General features: G+C 50.3%; 8 protein-coding genes and 1 pseudogene. All 9 read left to right on the forward strand.

Annotated elements, in window-relative coordinates; translation table 11 throughout:
- Positions 1-244: pseudogene (locus Q0X35_RS05125) on the forward strand (type II secretion system protein F); the annotation flags it as partial.
- A 70-nt stretch (positions 245-314) separates the two neighbouring features.
- Entirely contained in the window at positions 315-839 is a 525-nt protein-coding gene (locus Q0X35_RS05130) for a type II secretion system F family protein (RefSeq protein ID WP_297566230.1), read from the forward strand.
- A 237-nt stretch (positions 840-1,076) separates the two neighbouring features.
- Positions 1,077-1,256, forward strand: a complete 180-nt coding sequence (locus Q0X35_RS05135; RefSeq protein WP_297566217.1) for a DUF4244 domain-containing protein — start codon at positions 1,077-1,079, stop codon at positions 1,254-1,256.
- Between the two features lie 106 nt (positions 1,257-1,362).
- The gene (locus tag Q0X35_RS05140) at positions 1,363-1,713 is read left to right on the forward strand and encodes a TadE family type IV pilus minor pilin (protein WP_297566219.1); all 351 of its coding nucleotides are present in this window, start codon (positions 1,363-1,365) and stop codon (positions 1,711-1,713) included.
- A gap of 22 nt (positions 1,714-1,735) precedes the next feature.
- The gene (locus Q0X35_RS05145) at positions 1,736-2,185 is read left to right on the forward strand and encodes a flp pilus-assembly TadE/G-like family protein (RefSeq protein WP_297566221.1); all 450 of its coding nucleotides are present in this window, start codon (positions 1,736-1,738) and stop codon (positions 2,183-2,185) included.
- Between the two features lie 264 nt (positions 2,186-2,449).
- A complete protein-coding gene (topA, locus tag Q0X35_RS05150; RefSeq protein ID WP_297566223.1) occupies positions 2,450-5,224 on the forward strand; it encodes a type I DNA topoisomerase in 2,775 nt (924 codons plus the stop codon).
- Between the two features lie 47 nt (positions 5,225-5,271).
- Positions 5,272-5,874: a dTMP kinase gene (tmk, locus tag Q0X35_RS05155; protein WP_297566225.1), complete on the forward strand. Its 603-nt coding sequence runs from the start codon at positions 5,272-5,274 to the stop codon at positions 5,872-5,874.
- Entirely contained in the window at positions 5,871-7,139 is a 1,269-nt protein-coding gene (locus Q0X35_RS05160) for a DNA polymerase III subunit delta' (RefSeq protein ID WP_297566227.1), read from the forward strand. The genes tmk and Q0X35_RS05160 overlap by 4 nt, the downstream gene beginning before the upstream one ends.
- Positions 7,136-8,496: alpha/beta fold hydrolase (locus Q0X35_RS05165; protein WP_297566228.1), on the forward strand; the 1,361-nt coding region annotated here is incomplete at its 3' end. The genes Q0X35_RS05160 and Q0X35_RS05165, both read left to right, overlap by 4 nt.

An 8,496-nucleotide genomic window follows, 5' to 3' on the forward strand; every position in this document is an offset into this window, starting at 1 on the left:
AGCGGCGGCGGCACAGTCAGCTCGGCAAGTAGCTCTCGCCGGTCCCGTCAGCTCCGCCCGCATACTAGCTGCTCTTCCGCTCGGAGGATTTTTACTCGGTTACGCTTTCGGAATCGATGTACTGGAATTTCTTTTCGCTACGAGGTTAGGAAATCTAGCGCTACTCGGCGGAGCGGGGGCGGAAATAGCGGGGATACTACTGGTGAAAAGAATGGTAGCGCAAGCGAGGCACGAAGATCCTTAAAGGAAGTGAAAAATCGGAAGTGAAAATAAGGAAGTGAAAATAAGGAAGTGAAAAATCGGAAGTGAAAACTATGTACTTAATCTGGGCAGTATTTTTAATCTGGGCTTGCCTAGCACCGCCGCTACGCCGTTTTTCATTTTCTTTTCCGGCGGCTCCTATCCTGGTAGATAGAAGTATCATTCTTGATCTCGCTGCGGCTTCTTTCCGAGCTGGCCACTCTATTCCCGGGGCTTTGGCGGCGGTGGGAGAGGCTCTGGACGAAGAAAATGCGAATTTTTCCGCTCGTTCTCTCGCCGAAGTGAGTAAAGCATTGCTGCTCGGAGCGGATTGGGAAGAGGCTTGGGAAAATACACCGCCGCGTTATCGAGATCTAGCTGCAGCCTTGGAGCCGGCTTGGAATCAGGGAGCGGCTCCGGTGGCGCTTCTAGAGCGCAGTGCTTTAACTTTGCGCTTGACGCGTGCCCGCCGAGCTAAAGAGGCGGCAGCTCGCCTCGGTGCTCGTCTAGTTATTCCCTTGGTATCCTGTTTTCTCCCCGCTTTTATGCTAATCGGAGTATTTCCAATAGTGGTCGGAGCGGGAGAAAAAATTTTTTAAAAGCTAGGCTTTTCTCCCAATTTTTACTTGCTGGATGGCGCGGCGTTTACAGATTTTCGAAAAAGAGGTTGTTATTTTTCCACAAGGCCTACAAGCAAAGCCGCAATACACAAGATAACAACCGCGCCAATTCTCCGCGCGAAATTAAGCGATGCTTGCTCTATCGCAAAGCGATACCTGCCTGCAGTAGCCGGCAGAGTAAAACCATTAAAAGGAGAATCTGCAATGAAAAATAGAATGTTTAAAAAAATTTCTTCCGGGATGCTGCGCGCAGAGCGCGGAATGGTGACGGCGGAGTATGCCCTTGGTACGGTGGCAACCACTGGAATAGCTGGAATTTTGATTTGGCTAGCTAAGCAAGAGTGGTTTCGGGATTTAATCGTGAATATATTCCGCACTCTGCTTTCTTTAGGCTGATTCCACATACGGAGAGGCGGCCGCGGGCATCTGTATCTAAGAGGTGCTCCGGCTAGCTTCCCCGGAAAATCTGAAATTTTAAAAGGCAGAGAAATGAAGAATAGAAATGAAAAATAAAAGAGCGGAATCTGGAATGGTGAGTGTGGAGTGGGCTCTCACTATGCCGGTATTCCTATTAGTAGTGCTTTTCTGCGTATCTGGCATTTTTCAGAGCATAAATGTGGCGGTAGTAGATAATGCGGCGCGTGCGGCCGCCCGTTCCTATTCTCTATACGCCGATGCAGAAAAAGCGGAAGAAATTGTGCGCGCCAATGCAGGAGAAAATGCGCGCATGCAGATAGAAACGAATGCTGACACCGTCAAGATTGCGATAAGGAAACCAGGGATGGGGATTTTTCGCTACTTGAGAATAAATTTTTATTCGGCATATCAGGTGGTAATGGAGCCAGCAGAATAAAAGACGTAAAGGAACTGGCAAAATGAGAGCACTCAGTAAGGTAAATAAACAGGCTGGAAAATTCGGCAAAAATTTAGCGGAAAATTTTGCGGAAAATTTAACGAAAAATTTGGCAGAAAGCTTTGCGAAAAATCCGGGTGAAAAGGGAATGGTTACGCCTTTTGTGGCGGTGGCTATCTGTATAGTTATTTTTTTAACTGGATTGGTGGTGCAGTTCAGCCTCAGTGCTGCCAAAATAGGGCAATTGCAGAATACCGCTGATTTGGCGGCGCTGGCCGGCGCACAAATTGTGCAAAATACGGGAGACTCGGCAGCTGCTTGCCAAAAAGTGCAGGAATTAGTGGCTGTTGCGGAGTGCTCTTGCCGTATTGCAGAAGAAAAAGTGGTGGTCGCTCTGGAAGTAGATCCACCTTTTTTAGGTTGGGGGAGAAAAATTACGGCGCGGGCAGTAGCGGGCCCGGTAGCGGAATAGTCACGGGGAGTTCGGTTCCGAGAGTAGGATTCTGAAGAGCGTAGTTCCGAGAGTAGGGTTTTGAAGAGTGCGGTTCCACGAGCAGGGAAATAGCTATAAAGAGAAATTCTTAGTTATTTGCCGTATCGTACTGGAATTAAGAAATATAAATATTTTTCGCTTTATATTGAAAATGGGGTAAGTTAAAAATCGGCGGTTGCCCCGCGCGTATTAGTTTCTTATTACCTACCGCCGGCGCGGGGAAAAATTCGAGGGAGAGGTATCGTGACAAAACTGGTAATTGTGGAATCACCGGCGAAGGCGCGCACTATTGCCAAGTATCTGGGCAAAGAATATGAAGTAACCGCCAGCGTGGGGCATATCCGCGATTTACCTCGTCCCTCTGAGTTGCCCGAAAAAATGAAAAAGGGCCCGTATAGTAAATTCGCGGTCAATATAGAAGAAAATTTTGAACCCTACTACGTAATCAATCCTGATAAAAAGCAAAAAGTGGCGGAGCTACGCAAGCTATTGAAAACGGCGGACGAGCTCTATCTGGCTACCGACGAAGACCGCGAAGGGGAAGCGATTGCTTGGCATCTATTAGAAGCATTACGCCCTCGTATTCCGGTGAAGCGCATGGTGTTTCACGAGATAACTCCGGAGGCGATAGAAAAAGCGCTGCAGAATACGCGGGATATTGATAGCAAACTAGTAGACGCCCAGGAAACTCGCCGTATTCTCGATCGTTTGGTCGGATATGAGGTCTCGCCACTGCTGTGGAGAAAAGTGGCGCCGGCACTTTCGGCCGGGCGGGTGCAGTCAGTAGCTACGCGAATAGTTGTAGAGAGAGAACGCGAGAGAATGGCTTTCCGTTCTACCGCTTATTGGGATGTGAATGCCTATCTGCAAAGTGAGGCGGGTGAATTTTCTGCGCGGGTTACGGAAGTGAACGGCGGGCGCTTAGCGCGCGGTAAAGATTTTGACGATCAAGGGCACTTAACTGCGAAAGCAGTGGCTGCGGGCGTGCGAGTTTTACATGAAAATACGGCGCAGGCAGTGGCGAAAATTTTACATTCGGGCACCGCTAGCGTGCAAGAAGTAGATAATAAGCCCTATAAACGCCGGCCGGCAGCTCCTTTTACTACCTCTACTTTGCAGCAGGAAGCTTCTCGGAAATTACGCCTCAGTTCGCGCGATACTATGCGTTTGGCGCAGTCTCTCTATGAAAACGGTTTTATTACCTATATGCGTACTGATTCGGTGAATCTTTCCCAGCAAGCCTTGCAGGCGGCGCGAGCCCAGATAGCGGAACTTTATGGGGCAAAAGCACTGCCGGAGAAGCCGCGCATTTATGCTACGAAGAGCAAGGGGGCGCAAGAAGCGCACGAGGCAATTCGCCCTGCAGGTGAGCAATTCCGCGCGCCGGGTGAAATTAAAAATCAACTTTCCGGGCGGGAATACCAGCTCTATGAACTTATCTGGAAACGCACTCTCGCTTCGCAGATGGAAGACGCACGGGGGCAGACGGCTTCGATAAAAATACAAGCTGAACGCACTCTGAGCAGCTCTGAAATATCGGAAGCAGAAAATTCAGCGGCGGCTAGCTCTGGAGAGGCAGCGGCAGATTCTTTAGATAATGCCGTAGTTTTGGCGGAAAAAATGCAGATTGTGCTGGCAGCAGCCGGTACGGTAATTACCACTCCGGGCTTTTTAGTCGTCTACGAAGAAAGTAAAGATTCAAAGCGGTACGAAGAGAAAAAAGAAGATACCCGGTTGCCGCAGCTAAGTGTAGGTGAAGTGGTAAATACTAAATCTGCGGAAGCTGCCGGGCACGAAACAGCTCCGCCGCCGCGCTTTACGGAAGCTTCGCTAGTGAAGATGTTGGAAGAGAAAGGTATTGGCCGCCCTTCCACCTATGCTTCTACTATTTCCACCATCACTGATCGCGGATATGTGGAAAAGCAGGGGCAGGCCTTGCTACCTACTTGGTTAGCATTTTCCGTGGTGCGCTTACTCGAAGAGAACTTACCTGATCTGGTCGATTACGATTTCACTGCCGATATGGAAGAAGATTTAGATAAAATCGCGGCCGGAGAAGAAGAACGCGTAGAGTACCTTTCTGATTTTTATAATGGTGGATCTGGTAAGCCGGGTTTGCATGCCCAAGTATCCGGATTAGGAGATATTGATGCGCGCCGCGTCAACACAATCGCTATTTCTCCACAGATAGCGGTGCGAGTTGGTAAATATGGGCCTTATCTAGAAGAGCAAGATACGCATGGTGAAGTGCAGCGGCGTGCTTCTCTGCCACCGGATATCGCTCCAGATGAATTGACGGAAGCAAAAGCGCGGGAAATTTTAGAGACGACTCTGCAAGAAGATAAAATTCTCGGTACTGATCCTGCTACTGGATATGAAATCGTAGTGAAAGATGGGCGTTTTGGCCCCTACGTTTCGGAAGTTATTCCGCCGGACGCCGTGCAGCTCACGCCAACGGGGAAAATATCGAAAGCAAAACCAAAACCGAAGACGGCCTCGCTTTTTGCTTCGATGACTCCGGATACGGTTACTTTGGAGCAAGCCTGCCAGCTCCTTAGCCTGCCGCGGGAGCTAGGGGAATCAGCGGGGGAGCCAATCTATGTGTACAACGGGCGTTTTGGCCCCTATATGAAGCGCGGTAAAGATTCGCGCTCTCTGCAGAGTGAAGAGCAAATTTTCACGATTACGCTGGCAGAAGCAGAAGAAATTTTCCGGGAACCGAAGAGTTCTTTCCGGCCGGCTCGGCAAGAACCACTGGCGAAACTAGGAAAAGATCCGGTGTCGGGCGGAGAGATATTGCTGAAAGACGGGCGTTTTGGCCCCTATGTGACGGACGGAGAAGTAAATGCTTCGGTGCCGCGGCAAGAAGATATTAACCAGTTGACAGCAGAACGGGCGCAAGAACTACTGGTGGAGCGACGGTTAAAAATTGCGGCACAAGGCGGGGCAAAACGGCGTAACAAAACGGCGCGGACGGTGAAAAAGGGTGCGCGGCGGAAAAAGACGGCGAAAAAATAAGTAGCGGTAGTTAGCGGTAGTTAGTGGCAGGAGAGAGGTAGCTGAGAATGTTTATTTCTTTTGAAGGCGGAGATGGCACCGGGAAATCTACGCAAGTGCGGCTACTGGCAGAGAGCCTGCGGGCTGCAGGTAAAGAAGTAGTACTTACGCGTGAGCCCGGCGGCACGGAGCTAGGTAAAGCTATTCGGCAATCTCTGCTACACGGCGGGGAAGTAGTGCCGCGCGCGGAAGCCTTGCTCTACGCCGCAGACCGAGCCCAACATGTGGAAACAATAATTAAACCAGCTCTGGCGCGGGGCGCGGTGGTGATTACCGATAGATATTTTGATTCTTCTATTGCTTATCAAGGCGGAGCTCGTGCCCTTCCCGCGGCGGAAATAAAAGCGCTCTCGCTGTGGGCAAGTGCAAATTTGGTGCCGGATTTAACTATTCTGTTGGATCTCCCAGTTGAGAAAAGCCGGCTGCGCTTAGGGGAAAATCTAGATCGTCTCGAGGCAGCGGGAAGCACTTTTCATGCCGCCGTGCGGCAAAAATTTTTAGAATTGGCAGCGAATGAACCGGAGCGTTTCCGGGTAATTGATGCAGCGCAGTCTATTGCGGAAATTGCGCAAGCAGTGCGAGAAGCAGCCACAGAAGCAGGCGCGCTGTGAGTGTATTTAATTTAGTGACGGGGCAGGCGGCAGCTGTTGCAGAAATTAAACGCGCCGCCATAGCCGCCCGCACTTTAGTGCAAAGCACGGCAGTAGATAAATCGGCGGAAAATGCCGCGCAAAATGGCATAAATGCAGAGCAAAGTGATATCAAAGACGCGGCGATGAGCCATGCTTGGCTTTTCACTGGTCCTCCGGGCTCAGGCAGATCCATACTGGCGCAGGCTTTTGCGGCCGCTCTTCTCTGCCAAGAAACAGAATTAGGTGGGGGAAATTGTGCCGAGTGTAAAGCAGTGCTGGGGCGCAACCACCCCGACGTAGAATTTCTGCGCACGGATTTAGTGACTATTTCAGTAGAGGAAGTTCGCGCTTGTGTGGCGAAGTCGTATCTGGCGCCCACAGCTGGATCTTGGCGTATTTTCATCGTGGAAGATGCGGATAGAATGTTGCCGCGTACCACTAATGTACTGTTAAAAGCTATTGAAGAACCGGCTCCGCGCACGGTGTGGATACTTTGTACGGCTTCTCCGGCAGATGTACTCCCCACTATTCGTTCCCGATGCCGGAATATAAATCTGGTCACTCCCACAGTCGAAGAGGTAGCAAAGCTACTGGTAGAAGAAGGAGTAGAAAAAGAAAAAGCTTTAGTGGCTGCCCAGATTGCACAATCTCATATTGGTTTGGCGCGGGCGTTAGCTTTAGATCCGGAAGCCGGAAAATTGCGGAAACAGACGCTAGATCTGTTGCTGTCGGTACATTCGGTAGGGGATGCGGTGCTGGCTGCAGAATTGCTCACTAATATCGAGAAGATGCAAGGCCGTAACTCGCGCTCCTCGGCAGCAGAAAAGCGCTCTGGGGCAGGTGAAACTCTTGAAAAAGAAAAACGCCGACGCCTAGAGGCGTGGGGCTTAGATGAAAATATGAAAATTCCTGCCGCCCTGCGAGCGCATATCAGTGCACAGATCAGCGATGCGGAAGAGGATGAAAAGCGTCGGCGTACTCGTATGCAGCGGGATGCTTTAGATAGAGAATTACTCTATATGGCTGGGTTTTTCCGGGACGTGCTGCTTCGGCAGCTAGGTGCGGCGTTGCCGTTGGCGAATCCTGATTATGAAGACGAGGTATATAATTGGGCAGATAGCCGTAGCGTAGAAAGCATATTGGAGAAAATATCAGCTATTCGGGAGGCTCGTACTCGTTTAACGGCGAATGTAGCTCCGTTATTGGTAATTGAAGCGGTCTTAATGGAGGTAATTAAGAAATGAAGAAACACCAGCTAGGAGCCGTAGTAATTAGCTTATTGCTTATGCTCAGTGCTTGTGCTGCGGGGAATAATCCCACTCCAGCCGCCGGGGGAGCTACAACGGCAAAAGCGATAAAGGCCCCGATGCCAGAAATTCCGGCTGGTTTGGAATCTTTCTATAAGCAGCGCGTAGTTTGGTCTGAATGTGGAAAAAATTTAGAGTGTGGAAAATTCATGGTGCCGCTTGATTATAAAAATCCCACCACGGCCACAATTGCTATCGCGGCAAAAAAGCACAAAGCTAAAGGTAAAGCCATTGGTTCTCTGTTGGTGAACCCCGGCGGTCCGGGAGCTTCTGGGCAGGAAATGGCTGAGGGTGCGGCAGATTATTTTTCTCCTGATATTCTCACCAATTTCGATATCATCGGCTTTGATCCGCGGGGAGTAGATAAATCTGCTCCGGTAGACTGCTTAGCGGATAAAGACCTCGCGCAAGTAGTCGATGCTTCTTATCCGGATACGGCTGAGGGAAGAGCAGCTGCACGGGTAGATGCCGATAAAGTGGTCGCGGGCTGCCAAGAAAAATCTGGGAATTTGCTGCCTTTCGTAGGCACGGAATCGGCGGCGCGCGATATGGATGTACTACGGCACGTACTAGGAGATCCGCAACTGTATTACGTGGGATATTCCTACGGCACATCTTTGGGAGGTATGTACGCGGAATTATTCCCGAAGAACGTGGGGCGGATGGTGCTAGATGGAGCAGTTTCTTCGCAAGTTTCTTCTTTCCAGCAGACGGTAGCCCAATTACAGGGCTTTGAAAAAGCGCTAGACGCATATTTAGATGATTGTTTAGCGGGCTCTTCTTGCCCCTTCACTGGCTCAAAAGAGCAGGCGCGTGCGCAGATAAAGCAGCTTTTTGTTGATACTTTACAAAAGCCGCTTCCCACCGCCAGCGAAGGGCGGCAGCTCACGCAGTCGGCGTTATTTATCGGTATGATTACGCCTCTGTATGACGATACGCTTTGGCCGCTGCTCACGCAGGCTTTCCAGGAAGCATTCACCAAGCAACGCGGAACTCTTTTCCTCACTATGGCGGATACCTATTATTCCCGCACGGGAAATACCTTCCAAGATAATAGCGTAGAAGCTAACTGGGCAATCAACTGTGCAGATTATCCTGCGCAGGGAAATGACGCACAGTGGGAAGCTGAAGCGGCTGAGTTGAAAGAAAAGGCGCCAATTTTTGGTGAAGTAGCTGACTATGATGAATATATGTGCGCGAAGTGGCCCTATAAAGCGCCGGCTCCTATCGGTCCGTTCCGAGCAGAAGGATCTAACCCGATAGTAGTGGTAGGTACTACGGGAGATCCGGCTAC

The organism is uncultured Arcanobacterium sp. (assembly GCF_947253055.1).
Lineage (GTDB): Bacteria > Actinomycetota > Actinomycetes > Actinomycetales > Actinomycetaceae > Arcanobacterium_A.

Bases quoted from the DNA above. Each gene is read 5' to 3' on its own strand.
- Q0X35_RS05130 (WP_297566230.1), top strand. From the start codon at position 315: ATGTACTTAATCTGGGCAGTATTTTTAATCTGGGCTTGCCTAGCACCG.
- Q0X35_RS05135 (WP_297566217.1), top strand. From the start codon at position 1,077: ATGTTTAAAAAAATTTCTTCCGGGATGCTGCGCGCAGAGCGCGGAATG.
- Q0X35_RS05140 (WP_297566219.1), top strand. From the start codon at position 1,363: ATGAAAAATAAAAGAGCGGAATCTGGAATGGTGAGTGTGGAGTGGGCT.
- Q0X35_RS05145 (WP_297566221.1), top strand. From the start codon at position 1,736: ATGAGAGCACTCAGTAAGGTAAATAAACAGGCTGGAAAATTCGGCAAA.
- tmk (WP_297566225.1), top strand. From the start codon at position 5,272: ATGTTTATTTCTTTTGAAGGCGGAGATGGCACCGGGAAATCTACGCAA.